This window comes from Leisingera sp. S232, from assembly GCF_049800895.1.
In the GTDB taxonomy this organism is placed as follows: Bacteria; Pseudomonadota; Alphaproteobacteria; order Rhodobacterales; family Rhodobacteraceae; genus Leisingera.
On the sequence record NZ_JBNAFX010000001.1, the window covers coordinates 194,716 to 211,909 of the forward strand.

Consider the following 17,194-nt stretch of genomic DNA (forward strand, 5'->3'; position numbering starts at 1 on the left):
GTGCATAGACTATCCACGCAGCTTCTCTAACAGTCCGCGCATAAACTCGTGGCCAGCGTTGAACTGTGCCACAGTCACAAATTCATTCGGCTGATGCGCCTGGGCAATGTCGCCGGGACCGCAGATGACGGCTGAGTAACCGGCCTGCTGGAACTGGCCCGCTTCAGTACCGTAGCTAACCACATGAGAGCCATTGTCACCGGTCAGGGCGCGCACCATTGTCTCCGCCTCGCCGTCCTGCTCCGGTACCAGGCCGGGAACGGCGAATTTTTTGGAGACATCAATGCGGGACTCCGGGTGCACGGCTTGCATGTCCGCCTCGACTTCGCGGACCTTCGCTAGGTAAGCCGCTTCCCAACCTGCCGTGTCTTCCCCCGGCAGCACCCGGAAATCCATCATGAACCGGCAATCCTTGGCGGTGATATTATGGGCCGTGCCGCCCTCGATCATGCCGACGTGGCAAGTGGTCCATGGCGGGGAGAACAGCGCCTGCACGTCACCCGGCGCCCTGGCACTGTTCTCGGTGTTTCGCTGGTTAGCCCAGTCGATCAGCCGGGCAGCCTGCATGATGGCGCTGACGCCCGTGTGCATAAGCGAGCTGTGGACTTCGAACCCGACAAGATGGGTCGCGTATCCGGTGCCGCCTTTATGGCCAGACACCGCCTGCATCATTGACGGCTCCCCCACGATCACCGCAGTCCCCTTGGGCAGCGCCTGCTGCATCGCCTCGATCATCGGCGGGGCGCCGGTACAGCCGATCTCCTCGTCAAAGCTCAGCGCCAATTGCAGTGGGCGCGTCACGCCCTGTGTATGCGCCTCTACCAGCGCCCAGATAGCAAGGGCATCAAACCCCTTCATGTCGCAGGTGCCGCGGCCGAAATATTTGCCGTCTTTTTCGACCACCGTGAAAGGGTCAGTGTCCCAGGGCTGGCCGTCCACCGGCACGACATCGGTATGGCCCGAGAGTACCAGAGCGCCCTCTTCCCAAGGGCCGACATGGGCAAATACAGCAGCCTTATGGGGCTGTTCCGGGTCCACCCAGCGGTGGCTTTCGATACCGTGGGAGGACAGGTATTGCTGCACCCAATCCACCAGTGGCAGATTGGTGTCCCGGCTCACGGTCGGAAAGGAGACCAGCATTTGCATGATCTCCAGCGGCGTCAGTTTCACGGCCATGGCGTCAGTACCCGCTGTCAGTGGTCAGCACAAAATGGCCAGGCTCCAGCTCCAGATACTCCGATGGGGCTGGCCGATATCCAACTTCGTGGATCGGTGACGGGATCGGTTTGAAATTCAGCTCTTTCTCCGACTTGCGCCGGCGCGGATCTGCGATGGGGACCGCCTTCATCAAAGCCTGAGTATAGGCATGCAGCGGGTTTTCAAAAACACGCTCGCGCGGGCCGATCTCAACGATCCGGCCCAGATACATCACACCAACCTGATGTGAGACACGCTCGACCACTGCCATATCGTGGCTGATGAACAGGAACGATAGCCCCAGTTCTGCCTGCAGTTCCATCATCAGGTTCAGAACCTGCGCCTGCACCGACACATCAAGTGCCGAGACGGCCTCATCCGCGACAATCAATTTTGGGTTCAGCGCCAAGGCGCGAGCGATGGCGATGCGCTGGCGCTGGCCACCGGACATTTCATGTGGGTAGCGGCGCATGAAGCTGCGCGGCAGGTGGACGCGGTCGAACAGGCCGGCAACCCGGTCGTGCAGTTCGGAGCCGGAGGCAAGGCCATAGTTCCGGATCGGTTCCGCCACCTGATCGATCAGCTGCATCTGTGGATTCAGCGAGGCAAAAGGATCCTGAAAGATCATCTGCATATCCTGCCGGGCCTTGTGCATTTCAGACCCGTTGAATTGCAGTACATCGCGGCCTTCAAATTCCACCTTGCCCGACTGCGGTTCCACCAGCCGCAAGATCGAGCGTCCGGCGGAGGATTTGCCGCAGCCGGATTCCCCGACCAGCGACAGGGTCTGGCCCTTGAACACCTTGAAAGAAACATCTTCCACCGCGTGCACATTGGAAATGGTCCGGCGCAAGAGACCGCCCTTGACCGGAAAGCGGGTGGTCAGGTTCTTCACGTCCAGCAGCACCTCTTCGGTGCCTTTGATCGGCTCGATCTTCTGGTTTTCGACGCCCATCAGCTTCATCGGCTCGGGATAATGCTTGCCGCGCATCTCCCCCAGTTTCGGAACTGCCGCCAGCAATGCCTTGGTGTAGTCGTGCTGCGGGTTCTCGAAGATCTCCTCGACGGTGCCTTCCTCAACCTTGTTGCCGCGGAACATGACGACGACACGGTCGGCCATCTGCGCCACCACCGCCATGTCATGGGTGATGAACATCACCGCAGTGCCGGTTTCGCGCTTCAGCCGGTCCATCAGCGCCAGAATCTCCGCCTGAATGGTCACGTCCAGCGCGGTTGTGGGTTCATCGGCAATCAGCAGCCGCGGCTCGCAGGCCATCGCCATGGCGATCACCACCCGCTGGCGCATGCCGCCCGACAGTTCGTGCGGGTACTGTTTCAAGCGGCGCTCCGGTTCCGGGATGCGGACCTGGCGCAGCAGTTCCAGCGCCCGTTCCTCGGCCTGGGATTGCGTCATCTTCTTGTGGATGCGCAGGCCCTCGGTCAGCTGGCGGCCGACGGTGAACACCGGATTGAGCGCGGTCATCGGCTCCTGAAAAATCATACCGATTTCGTTGCCGCGGATCTGCTTCATCATCTCCTGTTCGGAGTCTGCCAGATTGGTATCGCTGCCCTCACGGCGGTTGAACAGAAGCTCGCCGCCCGCAATTTTGCCGCCGCCAAACTCCACCAGCCGCATCAGCGACAACGAGGAAACGGACTTGCCAGAACCGGATTCGCCCACGATGCAGACGGTTTCACCCGGGTTCACATCAAAGGAAACATCCTCGACGCCGACAACCGGGCCGTCCTTGGTTTGGAACTCCACCCGCAAGTTTCTTATGGACGCGATTGCGTTGTCGAGCATGACGGTTCCCCTGCCTGTAGATATCTTTAGCCCGCTGGAAAACTGGGCTTCAGTTTCCGGAGTTAACTCTACTTTGTACAAAAATGCTCATGCAAATAATGCATAAGGATTCCAAAATTGGAATTTGCAATTTCTAGGGAAGTGGTTTTCGATGCCCTTAGCAGCTGCCTGCAAGGGGCGTTACATGCCGGGCTGCCCGGCACAATAATAAGACTGCTTCGTTTTGCAGCTGAACATCCGCTCGCAAGCGCTGCCCTTCCGCAGAGATGCGGCAAATTCCGGGCCCAGCCCGGCCAACAAAAAGACACGAAATGTGTCCGACAAGGAGAGTGTGATGAAAATCAAATCCCTATTGCTGGGTGCCGTGGCCACGGCCTCCCTGGCGCCTGCCGCGTTTGCGGAACGCGGCTCGGACGGCCAGGTCAACATCATCTATTGGCAAGCGCCGTCGATCCTGAACCCGTATCTGTCAAGCGGCACCAAGGACATCCAGTCCTCGTCGCTGGTGATCGAACCCCTGGCCCGCTACGACCCGCAGGGCAACATGGTCCCTTATCTGGCTGCGGAAATTCCTACGGTAGAGAACGGCGGCGTCAGTGACGATCTGACCTCTGTCACCTGGAAAATCACTCCCGGCCTGAAATGGTCCGACGGAAGCGCTGTCACCGCCCATGATGTGAAGTTCACTGCAGATTACTGCATGCATCCCGAAGGCGGCTGCGCCCAGCTGACCAAATACGAAGGTGTGGTCTCGGTTGAAGCGCTGGACGACCTGTCTGTCAAAGTCACCTTCGACAAACCAACCCCCTTCCCCTATGGCCCGTTTGTGGGCGGTGAGGGACCGATCCTGCAAAAAGCCCAATTCGAGAATTGCACCGGTGCCAAGGCGCCCGAGTGCACCGAAGCCAACTTTGGCCCGATCGGCACCGGCCCGTTTGTGGTTGACGAATTCAAGCCGAACGACGTGATCACCATGTCCGCCAACCAGAACTACCGTGATCCGGCCAAGCCGGCGTTCGCCAAGGTGCTGTTCAAGGGCGGCGGCGATGCAACCGCAGCGGCCCGCGCCGTGATGGAAACCGGCGAGTTCGACTATGCCTGGAACCTGCAGCTGGCCCCGGAAGTGATCGCGCAGATGGAAGCAGGCGGCAAGGGCAAGCCGGTTGCGGGCTTCGGTTCGCTGGTGGAACGCATCATGCTGAACCAGACCGACCCGTCGCCGGAGCTGCCGGAAGGCGAGCGCGCCACCGCCAAGCACCCGCATCCGTTCCTGAAGGACCCGGCGGTCTACAAGGCGATGTCGCTGGCCATCGACCGCCCGCTGCTGGTGGAAATCGGCTATGGCAAGGCTGGCGCGGTCAGCTGCAACTGGGTGCCTGCACCCGCGGCCTTTGCGTCCGACACCTTTGACTGCTCCACCCAGGACATCGAAGGCGCCAAGGCGATGCTGGAAGAGGCCGGCTACAAGGACACCAACGGCGACGGCGTGCGGGAGACCCCGGACGGCAAGCCGATGAAGATCCTGTACCAGACCTCGACCAACGCGGTGCGTCAGGACTTCCAGGCACTGATCAAGGAATGGTGGAGCCAGATCGGCATCGAGACCGAGCTGCGCAACATCAACGCCTCTGTGTTCTTTGGCGGTGATCCGGGTTCGCCCGACACTTTCCAGAAGTTCTATGCCGATGTAGAAATGTACGCCAACAACTTCGACGGCACCGACCCCCAGTCCTATCTGGGCAACGGGTTGTGCGATCAGGCGCCGCGCCCGGATACCCAGTGGCAAGGCCAGAACGTTTCGCGCTTCTGCAACGAGGAGTTCGACCAACTGCATGGCGAGCTGGCCAAGACCGCCGGTCTGGAAGCGCGCGCCGAGATCGGCCGCCGCCTGAACGACATCATGGTTGAAAACGGCGGCATGATCCCGCTGGTGCACCGCGGCCGCCTGTCGGCGCATTCCAACACCCTGGGCGGTGTCAACCTGAATGTCTGGGACAGCGAGCTGTGGAACGCAGCTGACTGGTACCGCATCAAGTAAGCCCTGCGTGCTTTTCCGGGGCCCCGGCACATGCCGGGGCCTCTTGCCATCTGCTGGGGCTGCAATGCATCCCTGCGCGTGGCCTGGACGCAGGGCGCCCGCCCCGCCTGTTCCGAATTCAATACAAGTTGCAAAGGCCCTTAGCAGATGCTGACCTTTACAATCCGGCGGCTGATCCTGGCAGTTCCGACACTGCTGTTCATCAGCCTCGTGATCTTCCTGCTCCTGGAGCTCGCCCCCGGCGACCCGATGGCGCAGGTTCCCCTGACCGTCCCCGCAGAAGTCAAAGAGAAGATGCGCCTGGCCCTGGGCCTGGGCGAACCGATGCATATCCGGTTCTGGAAATGGCTGGTGCAGTTCTTCTGGATCGAACCGCAGGTGCTGATCGACAATATCTTCGGCACCGGTCTGGCTGACGGCAAGCTCAGGGTGATCTCCTGGCAGACCCGCTCGCCGGTGATGGACATCGTGGTGCAGCGGATCCCGCAGACCCTGTGGGTGGTTGGCACAGCCTATGTGGTCGCCATCCTGATCGCACTGCCGATCGGCATCTACTCTGCCTATCGCCAGTACAGCTGGTTCGACCAGATGGGCACCTTCGTGTCGATGGTCGGCTTCTCGGTGCCGCCGTTCTTTTCGGGCGTGCTGGTGATCGTCATCTTCTCGGTGCAGCTGGGCTGGTTCCCGTCGATCTATGACACCACCCATGTAGTCGACAGCTGGGACGCCTTTGTCTACCAGCTGAAGCAGATGATCATGCCGGTGATGGTGCTGGCGCTGCAAATCACCGCACAGCTCAGCCGGTTCATGCGGGCCTCGATGCTGGACAATCTGAACCAGGATTATGTGCGCACCGCACGGGCCAAAGGCCTGAGCGAATATGTCGTGGTCATGGTGCACGTCCTGCGCAATTCCATGATCCCGGTGGTCACGGTAATCGCGCTTGGCATTCCATCGATCTTTGGCGGCGCCATCATCACCGAACAGGTGTTCAAGGTGAACGGCATTGGCCAGCTGCTGATCGGCGCTATCCAGGCCAATGATTTGCCGATGGTGCAGACGCTGACCTTCATTTTTGCGGTGCTGATTGTGCTGTTCAACCTGATCGCCGACGTGCTCTACGGCATTCTTGACCCGAGGATCCGCTATGACTGAGCTGAGTGACCCTGTCCCCTCCAAGCCACCGCGCAGCCAGTGGCTGGACGTCTGGGACCAGTTCAAATCCCATCGCGGCGCGCTGATGGGCGGAGCGCTGTTCCTGTTCATCACTCTGGCGGTCTATCTCGGCCCGTTCTTCTGGGACATTGAAGCCACCCAGATCAACATCCGCCATCGCAACCAGGGCCCCAGCTGGGCGCACCCTTTCGGCACCGACCAGCTGGGCCGGGACATGCTGGCCCGGATGATGGCAGGCGGCGCAACCTCGGTCTCGGTCGGCCTGACTGCGATGCTGCTGGCGCTGTTCCTTGGCTCTTTCATCGGGGTGATGGCCGGGTTTTTCAAGAAGCTGGACGGGCCGCTGATGCGCCTTACCGATCTGTTTCTGGCGCTGCCTTTGCTGCCTTTGCTGCTGGTGATGATGCTTTTGTTCCGCGAACCGCTGAACGCCGCCTTCGGGCCGGAACAGGGGATCTTCATCCTGATCGTGGTCTCCATCGGTGTGACCAGCTGGATGCCCACAGCCCGGATTGTGCGCGGCGATGTGCTGGCGCTGAAAGAACGCGAGTTTGTCATGGCAGCCCGTTCCATCGGCACCACCAACAAGGGGCTGATCACCCGGCATATCCTGCCCAATGTACTGTCGCCGATCATGGTCTCGGCGACCTTGGGCATTGCCACCGCGATCATCACCGAGTCGTCGCTGTCCTTCCTTGGCCTCGGCTTCCCGCCGGACTTTCCGACCTGGGGTCGGCTGCTGTTTGATGCCACCGACTATCTGCAGCAGCACCCTGAACGGGTGTTCTGGCCTGGCATGGCGATCTCATTGACAGTGCTGAGCGTGAATTACCTGGGCGACGGTCTGCGCGACGCGCTGGACCCGCGGATCCGGGGCCGCTGAGCGGCTGGACACAGAAAAGAAAAAGGGCCGCCCGGCAGGGCGGCCTTTTCTTTTGCGCGGACATGAGAAGTCTCAGTGCAGCTTCTTGCGGATCCGCTGGATGCCCAGCCACACCAGCCCGATCACTGGCAGGGTTACGGCGGCAATCAGCAGCTTTTTGGTCAGCCCATAGCTTTCGGCCAAGGGAAGCAGGAAGTCTGAGACCAGTGAAATCGCATAGTAGCTGACCGCCACCACCGACAGCCCTTCCACAGTATGCTGCAACCTCAGCGCAATATCGGAACGGCGGTCCATACTGGCCAGCAGCGCCTGGTTCTGGGCCGAACGCTCTACATCCACGCGTGTTCTCAGGAGTTCCCCGGCCCGGCGTGCCCGGTTGGCAAGAGTATCAAGCCGCTTTTCGGTTGAGTTCACTGTCCGCATCGCCGGTTCAAACCGACGCAGCATGAATTCCGAAAAGGTCTGAAAGCCCTGATGCCGCTCTTCGCGCAGCAGGCTGATCCGCTGGCTGACCAAAGCGTCATAGGCGCCGGTAGCCCCGAACCGGAATGCCGCTTGTGCCGCCATCGCCTCCAGCTCGGCAGAGACCGCCAGCAACTGGGTCAGGATTTCTTCGGCGGGCTTGGTCCCGGCAGTCATTTCCGCCATCATCTCGCTCAGCCTTGTGTCCAGTCGGCCCACGGCTGGCGTCAGGCTGCCTGCGCGAGAGAAGCCAAGCATGGACATCGCCCTGTATGTCTCGATCTCGCACAGGCGCTGCACGATCCGGCCAATCCGCTGGCTACCGGTATCCTGATCGGGAAGAATGGCAAAGCGTACATGTCCGGCGGGATCGATACGGAAATCCCCCGCGACCACAGCGCTGTCATCCAGCACTTGCGAAGCGGCCAGGCTTTCCGGCACGAACCAGTCCCGCAGGGTTGCCTTCAGCTGAACCGGAGCAATGCGCGGCACCACCCGGATCAGCGCCGAGGTGATCCGCTGCCCCGGCGCATCTGCCAGCCAGTCCGCCGGGAAGACATCAAAATCGGCGGGATCAAAGGCCCGGGCACTGACCCCATCGAAATAAACGGTGTAGCTGACAAATTCAGTGTGCTGTTCCCATTTCAGCATATGGCGGCCAATCTGGGCCGTGTGGTGCGTGGATCCCGGTTTAGGGTGCGGCGCCCCGTGACGGTCCAGAAGTTGAACCAGGTGTTGAATGTCTTGTGCACGGTCCCGATGCACGGCTTCCTGCGGCTGTTTCACCGCCAGATACGCAACCGTGCAGGGACTTGTCATGGTGGGGAACGGGCGGGCGTGCAGCTCATTTGTCAGCTGATAGCGCAACGGGTGATCCTGGATCGGGGGCATGGCTGGTCTCCGGGGCAACGCCGCGCACCATACCGGCGCCGGAAATCCATGTACAGAAATGTTTTATTTCAACATGTTAAATGAATGCAGTGGTATACACAGTGAAGCGGAAGTGGGACGGATTTCGCGGGCCTCCCTAGGGTATTTGGAACCAGAAAGAAGCGCAAAAGAGAAAGGCGCCCCGTGGAGCGCCTTTCGTTTCTGATCGTGCTGCTTAGTTGATCAAGGTGAGCAGCGTGTCCAGGCTGGCCTTGGCATCGCCATAGAACATGCGGGTGTTTTCCTTGAAGAACAGCGGGTTCTCAATGCCCGAATACCCTGTGCCCTGGCCGCGTTTGGAGACGAAGACCTGTTTCGCTTTCCAGCATTCCAGCACCGGCATGCCGGCGATGGGGGAATTGGGGTCTTCCTGGGCCGCCGGGTTCACGATGTCGTTGGAGCCGATGACGATCGCTACATCTGTTTCCGGGAAGTCCTCGTTGATCTCGTCCATTTCCAGCACGATGTCATACGGCACCTTGGCCTCGGCCAGCAGCACGTTCATGTGGCCCGGCAGGCGGCCTGCAACCGGGTGGATCGCAAAGCGCACGTCCTTGCCTTTCGCCCGCAGGCGGCGGGTCAGTTCAGCCACGTTCTGCTGCGCCTGTGCCACCGCCATGCCGTAGCCGGGGATGATGATGACGCTGTCGGCCTCATCCAGCGCGGTGGCAACACCGTCGGCGTCAATGGCGATCTGCTCACCTTCCACTTCCATCGCGGGACCGGTGGTACCGCCGAAGCCGCCCAGGATCACGCTGACGAAGGAGCGGTTCATCGCCTTGCACATGATATAGCTGAGGATCGCACCCGAGGAGCCCACCAGCGCGCCGACCACGATCAGCAGGTCATTGCCCAGGGAGAAGCCGATCGCTGCGGCAGCCCAGCCGGAGTAGCTGTTCAGCATCGAGACCACAACAGGCATGTCGGCGCCGCCGATCCCCATGATCAGGTGGTAGCCGATGAACAGCGCCGCCAGCGTCATCACAAACAGCGGCAGGAAGCCACCTGAGTTGAAGTACCAGATCAGGCAGATAAAGGAGAGCGCCGCGGCCGTCGCGTTCAGCATATGGCCGCCCGGCAGCTTGGTGGCCGCCGAGGTGACTTTGCCCGCCAGCTTGCCAAAGGCAATCACCGAGCCGGTGAAGGTGATGGCGCCGATGAAGATGCCCAGGTACAGCTCAACCCGCAGGAAGGCGATTTCGGCCGGGGTCTTCTTGGCGATCAGCTTGGCAAAGGTGCCCAGCTCATCGGTGCTGGCTGCTGCCGCCACATTGTCGATCTCGAAGTGGGCGATGAAGCCCACAAACACTGCGGCAAGGCCGACCAGCGAGTGCATCGCAGCCACCAGCTGCGGCATCTCGGTCATCTGGACCTTTTTTGCCACATAGGTGCCGATGATGCCGCCGCCTGCGATCAGCAGGATCGACAGGAGCCACAGGCCCGAGCCCGGGCCGATCAGGGTGGCGAACACTGCCAGCCCCATGCCCGCAATGCCGTACCAGACGGCGCGCTTGGCGCTTTCCTGGTTCGACAGGCCGCCAAGCGACAGGATAAAGAGAACAGCCGCAACGACATAGGCGGCGGTGGTGAAACCGTAATCCATTAGTCCGGCCCCTCCTTAGGATTTCTGGAACATGGCGAGCATGCGCCGGGTGACAAGGAAGCCGCCGAAGATGTTGATCCCCGCCATGAAAACGGAAAGCGCGGCCAGGAGGATCACCAGGAAGCTGCCCGAACCGATCTGCATCAGCGCGCCCAGGATGATGATCGAGGAGATCGCGTTGGTCACGGCCATCAGCGGCGTGTGCAGGCTGTGTGCAACATTCCAGATCACCTGAAAGCCCACGAAACAGGCCAGTGCAAAGACGATGAAATGCTGCATGAAGCTGACCGGCGCGAACAGGCCCACCAGCAACAGAAGCGCACCGCCGCCAGCCAGCATGGTGACCTGGCTTTTGGTCTGCGCCTTGAAGGCCGCAACCTCCTGCGCGCGTTTTTCTTCCGGCGTCAGCTCCGGCACGACCTCCTTGGGCTTTGCCGCAATTGCCTGCACTTTCGGCGGTGGCGGCGGGAAGGTGATTTCACCTTCAAAGGTGACAGTCGCGCCACGGATCACGTCATCTTCCATGTCGTGGTTGACCTGGCCGTCTTTCTCTGGCGTCAGGTCAGACATCATGTGGCGGATGTTGGTGGCGTAAAGCGTCGAGGACTGCGCCGCCATGCGGGAGGGGAAGTCGGTGTAGCCGATGATGGTGACACCGTTTTCGGTCACGATCTTTTCATCCGCCACGGTCAGTTTGCAGTTGCCGCCTTTTTCCGCCGCCAGATCGACGATCACTGAGCCCGGCTTCATTGCTGCGACCATATCTTCGGTCCACAGCTCGGGCGCTTCGCGATTGGGGATCAGCGCGGTGGTGATGACGATGTCCACTTCCGGCGCCAGTTCGCGGAATTTGGCCAGCTGTGCTTCACGGAACTCGGGGCTGGACACTGAGGCGTAACCGCCGGTGGCCGCGCCGTCCTGCTGTTCTTCCTCGAAATCCAGATAGACGAATTCGGCCCCCATCGACTCGACCTGTTCGGCCACTTCGGGGCGCACGTCGAACGCATAGGTCACAGCGCCAAGTGAGGTTGAAGTGCCGATGGCAGCCAGACCGGCAACGCCGGCGCCGACCACCAGAACCTTGGCCGGGGGCACCTTGCCCGCCGCCGTGATCTGGCCGGTGAAGAAGCGGCCGAAGTTGTTGCCTGCCTCAATCACCGCGCGGTAACCCGCGATGTTGGCCATCGACGACAGAGCGTCCATCTTCTGGGCGCGGGAGATCCGCGGCACCATTTCCATGGCGATCACATTGGCGCCTTTGGATTTGGCCAGTTCCATGCCCTCTTCATTGCCCGCCGGGTTGAAGAAGGAAATCAGCGTTTTGCCCTTGGTCAGACGCTTCAGCTCAGCCGCGTCCGGCTGGCGCACTTTGGCGACGATGTCGGACGCTTTCCACAGGGCAGCCGGGGTCTTGATGATCTCAACCCCTGCCGCCTCGTAAACTGCGTCGGAAAAGCCTGCCGCGGCGCCCGCCCCGGTTTCGATCGCGCATTCATAACCGAGTTTCTGCAGCTGCTTGGCTGAATCCGGTGTCATGCCGACCCGGTTTTCGCCCGCAAATGTTTCCTTTGGTGTACCTATTTTCACCTTTTTGGTCCCCCTCGTCTTGCCCGTGCCAGCAGCGCCGGGTTCGGATCACAATAATTGTCTCTACATTGCGCAATTTTATTGCGCAAGCAATTTGCCGCACTGCCGCAATATTGTGCCGCATTGCCGCATAAAAGTCATATCCAGCGGCGCACCTTCTTCTCGTATCGGGCCCAGTCTGCCCGGAATTCACGCCGCATCCGGTCTTCTTCCGTGACAACGAACCGCTTCTCCAGCAGCCACAGAAAGACCGAGATCAATGGCAGCGACAGGACGGCATCAAACCACAGGATGAGCCCCGCCAGGATCAGAACGTCGCCCAGGTAGATCGGGTTGCGACTGCGGCTGAAAATCCCCGATTGCACCAGACGGCTGGGTGTCCGGTGCGGGATCACGGTTGTTTTCTGGCGCCGCATTTCAGTGATCGCGAGCAGCGCCAGCAGGATGCCGCCGCCCAAAAGAATGCCCGCCAGAAACCCTGCCCAGGCGCCGCCGAACGAAAGGCCGAAGGCAAAATGCTCTGCCTGCAGCCAGGCTGCCACGACAAAAACAGCCAGCCAGACCGGCGGCACATCCAGCCACCGTGTCATGCGCTGCACCCTTGCAGAATGTTGTCTGAAATGTCCGCCATCGCGGGCAACCTTCCCTTATCCGGCCTGCTCGTCCAGCCCGCTTTGGCCGGGATTGAAAGAAAAGGACAATTTGCCCCACGTGCCACGAAAACGGCGAATCTGTTCCCGCATGCGGCATGATCCTGCATAGTTTCGTCCGGATGCCTATGTATTTCTTTGTGTACAGAAAGCCGCCCTGACTGCGCCGCGTCGGTGGCTGCGGCTGAATTGTGTATTTCACCATCCCAAGGACGCCGTGACGGCACGGCGGTCTTGCCACAGGTCTGTGCACGGATAGGCTGAACAGTAAATCAGGGAGGCCGCGAAACATGGCATTGCAAGGCAAACACGCGCTGGTGACAGGTGGCGGAACCGGCATCGGACTGGCCATAGCCCAGGCACTGGCCAAAGAAGGCGCGACAGTCACCATCACCGGCCGCAGGCAAGAGGTGCTGCAAGAAGCCGCAACCGACGGGCTGCATCCCCTGGCGATGGATGTGCGCAACGAAGAGGATGTGGCAACCAAGATCGACGCCGCAGCTGCAGCCCGTGGCCCCATCCAGATCTGTGTCGTCAATGCCGGCATCGCGGAAGGTACTGCGCTGCACAAAACCTCGATGGAATTCTGGCGCAATATGATGGCAACCAACCTGGACGGCGCCTTTCTGACCATCCGGGAAAGCTTCAAGTCCATGCGGCAGACCGATTGGGGACGGGTTATTGCCGTCTCCTCTGTTGCGGGTCTGCGTGGACTGAAGGGCGCGTCCTGCTATGCCGCCAGCAAACACGGGCTCATCGGGCTGACCCGCGCGCTGAGCGAGGACTACCTGGGCACGCCCTTCACCTTCAATGCGCTCTGTCCAGGCTACGTCGACACCCCGATTGTCGAGCGCAACATCACCTCAATCGCCCAGCGCGCAGGGTTGAGCGCAGTGGAGGCGCTGGACGTGATGGTGAATGCCAACCGCCACAAGCGGCTGATAGAACCCAGCGAAGTGGCAGCGGCTGCGCTGTGGCTGTGTGGTCCGGGGTCCGGTTCGGTCAACGGCCAATGTATTGAAATTGCAGGCGGGCAGATGTGATGAACCGTCAGGAGTTCAACCGTTTCTGCGCCACGTTTCCGGCGGCGGAGCATGTGGTGCAATGGGGCAATTCAGACGTGTGGAAAGCAGGCGGCAAGCTGTTTGCCGTCTGCGGCTGGGCCGATGGCCGGGACGCGTTTACTTTCAAGGCGGGTGAAATCGCCTATGAGGTGCTGCAGGAACGCCCAGGTGTTCGCCCGGCGCCTTATCTGGCCTCACGCGGTATGAAATGGCTTCAGCAATTCGCCGATGACGGTCTTTCGGACACAGAGCTGCAAGAGCAGATTACGCTGTCTTATCAGATGGTGACTGCGAAGCTGTCCAAGAAGAAGCGCGCCGAGTTTGGCATTCCGGATCCCCAGCCCGCGCCCCGGCGGGACTAAGCGCGACACCTCTGGACAGACGCATTGTGATCCGATACGAAGGTAAAAGCTTTAAGCTTAAAATACCAATCAGACGCGAGGCTGCAATGACCGATTTTGCCGCAACCAAGGCGATGTTCGACCTGCCCACAGGGGTGATCTATCTGGACGGCAACTCGCTGGGACCCCTGCCCCGCGCCGCCACCGGGCGCGTCGGCAAGATGATGCAGGATGAATGGGGACAGATGCTGATCACTGGCTGGAACAAGGCCGGCTGGATGCAGAAATCCAAGGATCTGGGCGACCGCATCGGGCGACTGATCGGGGCCGAACCCGGTCATGTGATCATGGGCGACACGCTGTCGATCAAGGTCTACCAGGCCGTCGCCTCGGCGCTGGAGCTGAATCCGGGCCGCAAGGTGGTGCTGTCGGACAATGGCAACTTTCCATCTGATCTCTATATGGCCAGCGGGCTGCTGAAATCTCTGGGGCCGGAATATGAGCTGCGAGTGGTAGACCCGGAAGCAGTCGTGGAGAACATCACCGATGAGATCGCAGTGCTGATGATCACAGAGGTCGATTACCGCACCGGCCGCAAGCACGACATGAAAGCGCTGACAGAACAGGCCCATGCCAAAGGCGTGCTGGCCGTTTGGGACCTGGCCCATTCCGCAGGCGCCGTGCCGGTGGACCTTGCAGGCTGCAACGCTGATTTTGCCGTCGGCTGCAGTTACAAGTACCTCAACGGTGGCCCCGGCGCGCCGGCCTTTATCTATGTCGCACCGCGCCACGCGGAAACTGCCCGCCCGGCCCTGTCTGGCTGGCTGGGGCATGAGGCCCCCTTTGCCTTTGACCTCGACTACCGTCCGGGCCACGGCATCGACCGGATGCGCGTCGGCACCCCGCCAGTCATTCAGCTGACCTCGCTGGAAGCCGCGATGGACATCTGGGACATGGCCGATATGGAAAATGTCCGCGCCAAGTCCATTGAACTCTGCGAACTGTTCATCGCCGAAGTCGAGGCCCGATGCGTCGGGCTGGAGCTGGCCTCCCCGCGCGACGCCGCCTTACGCGGCAGCCAGGTGTCGTTCAAGTTCCGCGAAGGCTATGCCGCGATGCAGGCCTTGATCGACCGCGGAGTGATCGGCGATTTTCGCGCGCCCGACATCATGCGGTTCGGCTTTACACCGCTTTATATTGACGAAGATGATGTGCGCGCCGCTGTCGCGATCATGGAAGACGTGATGGCACATGCCCTGTGGGACCGCGCCGAATACAAAACACGCCACGCCGTCACCTGATGCGGCTGCGCTCCTCATATCATGTGCCGCTCTGCCGCCCGGCAGGCTGGGTTGCGCAATGGCGCCGCCTGGCCCAATGCGGCACCCTCAACCGGAGAAACCATTCCTTTCCCTAAGCCGTGATATACTCAGGAAAAGGAATGATCCGATGACCAAACCCTATGATCCCGCCAATGACGGCGCCCAGATGTCCTTTGACGGGCGCATGTCCTATGGCGACTACCTGTCGCTGGACATGCTGCTGAACGCCCAGAAGACATGGACCAGCACCCATGACGAGATGCTGTTCATCATTCAGCACCAGACCTCTGAACTGTGGATGCGCCTGGCCATTCACGAACTCACAGCAGCACGCGAACATTTACAGGCAGGCCGGGCGCGGCAGGCGCTCAAGATGCTGGCGCGGGTGGCGCGTATCTTTGAACAGCTGAACTCGGCCTGGGACGTGCTGCGCACCATGACACCCTCCGATTACACCGCCTTTCGCGATGAACTGGGCCAAAGCTCCGGCTTTCAGTCGCACCAGTACCGGCAGATCGAATTCATGCTGGGCAATCGCAACAAGGCGATGCTGCGCCCACATGCGCACCGGCCGGACATTCTGGCGCTGCTGGAGGCGGAACTGAAACAGCCCTCGCTGTATGACGTGGCGCTGAAGGCGCTGGCGCAGAGTTTTGACCTGCCGGATGAGGTGGTAAACCGCGATGTATCAGAGGCCTACCAGCCGTATGAGGCGGTGCAGGCCGCCTGGACCGAGGTTTACCGCGACACTGAAACCCACTGGGAGCTGTATGAGCTGGCCGAAAAACTGGTGGATTTCGAGGACTATTTCCGCCGCTGGCGTTTCAACCATGTGACCACGGTGGAACGCGTGATCGGTTTCAAGCGCGGCACCGGTGGCACCGGCGGGGTCAGCTATCTGAAACGGATGCTGGAGGTGGAACTGTTTCCCGAGCTTTGGCACCTGCGCACCACGCTCTGAGTTTGCAGGCGGGCCGGTTCCGTCGGCCCTGCCATCACTTCGGCGCCAGCCCTGCCCCGATCAGGGCAGCCAGCTGGCGCACCCCGGCCTGATAGGCCGCGTAATCCACAGCCGTCTGCTTGATCCCTTTCAATGAGGCGCAGATAGTACGGGCAATCACCTCTGCCTCGCCGTTCAGCACGGCCAGTCCCGCCGCCGCCTGCTGTTCCAGCCATGCAGCATATAATGCGCACAGGGCAGCCTCCCCCTGCGCGATCTGCTCTCCGGCAACGCTTTTGGTGACTTCAAACAGCTCCATCCCATGCGCGGATGCCATCATCTGCTCTATCGCCTCGCCGCCCTGCGCGGCAAAGGCCGTCTGCAGGCAGTCCGTCGGCGCGCCGCCGGCATCCAGGGCAGCCTGCACGCCTGCCGCTGCGTTACCGTAATAGGCCATCACCAGCGCCCTAAAGATCGCTTCCTTGTTCTTGAAATGCAGGTAAAGCGCAGGCCGCGACATGCCTGCCCCTTTGGCGATGTCGTCCATCGAGGTCTTGCGGAAGCCATAACTCGAAAACGCCGTCCAGGCGGACTCAAGGATTGCCTGCTGTTTGGGATCAATGCCTGCCATATTCATGATTTGCCATCTGACACAATTTGTGAAAAATGTCAATTGACATAATGACACTTTTGGTTACTTTTGTCAGAACACAGCAAGGGAGTCCCGCCATGTCAACAGATCTGCGCATCAATGGAAAAACCCATCAGGTGGATCTGCCTGATGATGTGCCCCTCCTCTGGGTTTTGCGCGATGAGGTTGGCCTCACCGGCACCAAATTCGGCTGTGGCGTGGCGGCCTGCGGCGCCTGCACCGTGCATATCGACGGCGAGGCGGTGCGCTCCTGCCAGGTGGCGCTGTCGGATGTCTGGGGCGAGGTAACCACAATCGAAGGCCTCGGCACGCCGGACGCGATGGCGGCGATCCAGCAGGCCTGGGTGGAGCATCAGGTGGCCCAATGCGGTTATTGCCAATCCGGCCAGATCATGCAGGCGGCAAGCCTTTTGGCAGAAACCCCTGCCCCCTCGGACGCCGAGATCGACGAGGCGATGCAGGGCAATCTCTGCCGCTGCGGCACCTACCCGCGCATCCGTGCGGCAATTCATTCCGCTGCTCAGAAGATGCAGGAGGCGTAACCC

15 protein-coding genes are annotated in these 17,194 nt (G+C 60.8%); 8 read left to right on the forward strand and 7 right to left on the reverse strand.

What is annotated here, in order from left to right; all coding sequences use genetic code 11:
- Positions 1-9: 9 nt before the first annotated feature.
- Positions 10-1,176, reverse strand: a complete 1,167-nt coding sequence (gene argE, locus ACP151_RS00980; RefSeq protein WP_424976954.1) for an acetylornithine deacetylase — start codon at positions 1,174-1,176, stop codon at positions 10-12.
- Between the two features lie 4 nt (positions 1,177-1,180).
- Positions 1,181-3,001, reverse strand: a complete 1,821-nt coding sequence (locus tag ACP151_RS00985; protein ID WP_424976955.1) for an ABC transporter ATP-binding protein — start codon at positions 2,999-3,001, stop codon at positions 1,181-1,183.
- A gap of 334 nt (positions 3,002-3,335) precedes the next feature.
- Here ACP151_RS00985 and ACP151_RS00990 point away from each other — a divergent pair, with 334 nt between their 5' ends.
- The 3 genes from ACP151_RS00990 (at position 3,336) to ACP151_RS01000 (ending at position 7,098) form a co-directional block, all read left to right on the forward strand.
- Complete coding sequence (locus ACP151_RS00990) at positions 3,336-5,039, forward strand: peptide ABC transporter substrate-binding protein (protein ID WP_424976956.1); 1,704 nt, start codon at positions 3,336-3,338, stop codon at positions 5,037-5,039.
- Positions 5,040-5,186: 147 nt separating this feature from the next.
- Entirely contained in the window at positions 5,187-6,194 is a 1,008-nt protein-coding gene (locus ACP151_RS00995; protein ID WP_271905908.1) for an ABC transporter permease, read from the forward strand.
- Positions 6,187-7,098, forward strand: a complete 912-nt coding sequence (locus ACP151_RS01000) for an ABC transporter permease (protein WP_424976957.1) — start codon at positions 6,187-6,189, stop codon at positions 7,096-7,098. Before ACP151_RS00995 ends, ACP151_RS01000 begins: the two co-directional genes overlap by 8 nt.
- 72 nt (positions 7,099-7,170) lie before the next feature.
- On the opposite strand, the gene ACP151_RS01005 is transcribed toward ACP151_RS01000, so the two are convergent.
- From ACP151_RS01005 to ACP151_RS01020, 4 genes are all read right to left on the reverse strand, one after another.
- Positions 7,171-8,451 carry a DUF3422 family protein gene (locus ACP151_RS01005; protein WP_424976958.1) on the reverse strand — a complete coding sequence of 427 codons (1,281 nt, stop codon included), beginning with the start codon at positions 8,449-8,451 and terminating at the stop codon, positions 7,171-7,173.
- A 214-nt stretch (positions 8,452-8,665) separates the two neighbouring features.
- A complete protein-coding gene (locus ACP151_RS01010; RefSeq protein ID WP_424976959.1) occupies positions 8,666-10,093 on the reverse strand; it encodes an NAD(P)(+) transhydrogenase (Re/Si-specific) subunit beta in 1,428 nt (475 codons plus the stop codon).
- A gap of 15 nt (positions 10,094-10,108) precedes the next feature.
- The gene (locus ACP151_RS01015) at positions 10,109-11,680 is read right to left on the reverse strand and encodes a Re/Si-specific NAD(P)(+) transhydrogenase subunit alpha (protein ID WP_424976960.1); all 1,572 of its coding nucleotides are present in this window, start codon (positions 11,678-11,680) and stop codon (positions 10,109-10,111) included.
- A 137-nt stretch (positions 11,681-11,817) separates the two neighbouring features.
- Complete coding sequence (locus ACP151_RS01020; RefSeq protein ID WP_424976961.1) at positions 11,818-12,270, reverse strand: methyltransferase family protein; 453 nt, start codon at positions 12,268-12,270, stop codon at positions 11,818-11,820.
- Between the two features lie 350 nt (positions 12,271-12,620).
- Here ACP151_RS01020 and ACP151_RS01025 point away from each other — a divergent pair, with 350 nt between their 5' ends.
- The 4 genes from ACP151_RS01025 (at position 12,621) to kynA (ending at position 16,018) form a co-directional block, all read left to right on the forward strand.
- A complete protein-coding gene (locus ACP151_RS01025) occupies positions 12,621-13,373 on the forward strand; it encodes an SDR family NAD(P)-dependent oxidoreductase (RefSeq protein WP_424976962.1) in 753 nt (250 codons plus the stop codon).
- A complete protein-coding gene (locus ACP151_RS01030; RefSeq protein WP_424977070.1) occupies positions 13,373-13,756 on the forward strand; it encodes an MmcQ/YjbR family DNA-binding protein in 384 nt (127 codons plus the stop codon). Before ACP151_RS01025 ends, ACP151_RS01030 begins: the two co-directional genes overlap by 1 nt.
- Before the next feature lie 86 nt (positions 13,757-13,842).
- The gene (gene kynU, locus ACP151_RS01035; RefSeq protein WP_424976963.1) at positions 13,843-15,036 is read left to right on the forward strand and encodes a kynureninase; all 1,194 of its coding nucleotides are present in this window, start codon (positions 13,843-13,845) and stop codon (positions 15,034-15,036) included.
- 148 nt (positions 15,037-15,184) lie between these two features.
- Positions 15,185-16,018, forward strand: a complete 834-nt coding sequence (gene kynA, locus ACP151_RS01040; protein ID WP_424976964.1) for a tryptophan 2,3-dioxygenase — start codon at positions 15,185-15,187, stop codon at positions 16,016-16,018.
- A gap of 34 nt (positions 16,019-16,052) precedes the next feature.
- On the opposite strand, the gene ACP151_RS01045 is transcribed toward kynA, so the two are convergent.
- Positions 16,053-16,634, reverse strand: a complete 582-nt coding sequence (locus ACP151_RS01045) for a TetR/AcrR family transcriptional regulator (RefSeq protein ID WP_424976965.1) — start codon at positions 16,632-16,634, stop codon at positions 16,053-16,055.
- Positions 16,635-16,726: 92 nt separating this feature from the next.
- Here ACP151_RS01045 and ACP151_RS01050 point away from each other — a divergent pair, with 92 nt between their 5' ends.
- Positions 16,727-17,191: a (2Fe-2S)-binding protein gene (locus ACP151_RS01050; protein WP_424976966.1), complete on the forward strand. Its 465-nt coding sequence runs from the start codon at positions 16,727-16,729 to the stop codon at positions 17,189-17,191.
- Positions 17,192-17,194: the final 3 nt, after the last annotated feature.

Excerpts from the sequence above, each read along its gene's own strand:
- argE (WP_424976954.1), bottom strand. The coding sequence starts at position 1,176 with ATGGCCGTGAAACTGACGCCGCTGGAGATCATGCAAATGCTGGTCTCC.
- ACP151_RS00985 (WP_424976955.1), bottom strand. The coding sequence starts at position 3,001 with ATGCTCGACAACGCAATCGCGTCCATAAGAAACTTGCGGGTGGAGTTC.
- ACP151_RS00990 (WP_424976956.1), top strand. The coding sequence starts at position 3,336 with ATGAAAATCAAATCCCTATTGCTGGGTGCCGTGGCCACGGCCTCCCTG.
- ACP151_RS00995 (WP_271905908.1), top strand. The coding sequence starts at position 5,187 with ATGCTGACCTTTACAATCCGGCGGCTGATCCTGGCAGTTCCGACACTG.
- ACP151_RS01000 (WP_424976957.1), top strand. The coding sequence starts at position 6,187 with ATGACTGAGCTGAGTGACCCTGTCCCCTCCAAGCCACCGCGCAGCCAG.
- ACP151_RS01005 (WP_424976958.1), bottom strand. The coding sequence starts at position 8,451 with ATGCCCCCGATCCAGGATCACCCGTTGCGCTATCAGCTGACAAATGAG.
- ACP151_RS01010 (WP_424976959.1), bottom strand. The coding sequence starts at position 10,093 with ATGGATTACGGTTTCACCACCGCCGCCTATGTCGTTGCGGCTGTTCTC.
- ACP151_RS01020 (WP_424976961.1), bottom strand. The coding sequence starts at position 12,270 with ATGACACGGTGGCTGGATGTGCCGCCGGTCTGGCTGGCTGTTTTTGTC.
- ACP151_RS01025 (WP_424976962.1), top strand. The coding sequence starts at position 12,621 with ATGGCATTGCAAGGCAAACACGCGCTGGTGACAGGTGGCGGAACCGGC.
- ACP151_RS01030 (WP_424977070.1), top strand. The coding sequence starts at position 13,373 with ATGAACCGTCAGGAGTTCAACCGTTTCTGCGCCACGTTTCCGGCGGCG.
- kynU (WP_424976963.1), top strand. The coding sequence starts at position 13,843 with ATGACCGATTTTGCCGCAACCAAGGCGATGTTCGACCTGCCCACAGGG.
- kynA (WP_424976964.1), top strand. The coding sequence starts at position 15,185 with ATGACCAAACCCTATGATCCCGCCAATGACGGCGCCCAGATGTCCTTT.
- ACP151_RS01045 (WP_424976965.1), bottom strand. The coding sequence starts at position 16,634 with ATGAATATGGCAGGCATTGATCCCAAACAGCAGGCAATCCTTGAGTCC.
- ACP151_RS01050 (WP_424976966.1), top strand. The coding sequence starts at position 16,727 with ATGTCAACAGATCTGCGCATCAATGGAAAAACCCATCAGGTGGATCTG.